The organism is Arthrobacter sp. M4, from assembly GCF_020251205.1.
Taxonomy (GTDB): domain Bacteria; phylum Actinomycetota; class Actinomycetes; order Actinomycetales; family Micrococcaceae; genus Arthrobacter.
On the sequence record NZ_JAIWYX010000081.1, the window covers coordinates 1 to 256 of the forward strand.

1 protein-coding gene is annotated in these 256 nt (G+C 68.8%); it reads left to right on the forward strand.

Going from position 1 to position 256, the window contains the following annotated elements:
• Window positions 1-45: 45 nt before the first annotated feature.
• The gene (locus LD110_RS23485) at window positions 46-222 is read left to right on the forward strand and encodes a hypothetical protein (RefSeq protein WP_225502346.1); all 177 of its coding nucleotides are present in this window, start codon (window positions 46-48) and stop codon (window positions 220-222) included.
• Window positions 223-256 lie beyond the last annotated feature (34 nt).

Below are 256 nucleotides of genomic sequence, written 5' to 3' on the forward strand. Positions count from 1 at the left end.
CCCTCCTCGTAGGGTGAAGGTACTTCGGGAAGGGGGGTGGTTTGGATGGTTGTTGGGGCGTTCGTTGACGGCGATGACGCATGTGTTCCGGCCGAGTTGTTCACCGACCAGGAGGACTCCCTGCTCTCCGGCACCGTCCGGCTGCCTTTGGCGTCCTGCCTCACCGCGGACGGCGCCCTGCGGACGGCGCCCTGCACGTGGCCGTGGCCGCGGACCGGCTGATCGCCTGGGCCACCGCGATGAAACTGCGCGCCCT

What these genes read in the sequence shown, in the direction of transcription:
- LD110_RS23485 (WP_225502346.1), top strand. Translation starts at nt 46, where the DNA reads ATGGTTGTTGGGGCGTTCGTTGACGGCGATGACGCATGTGTTCCGGCC.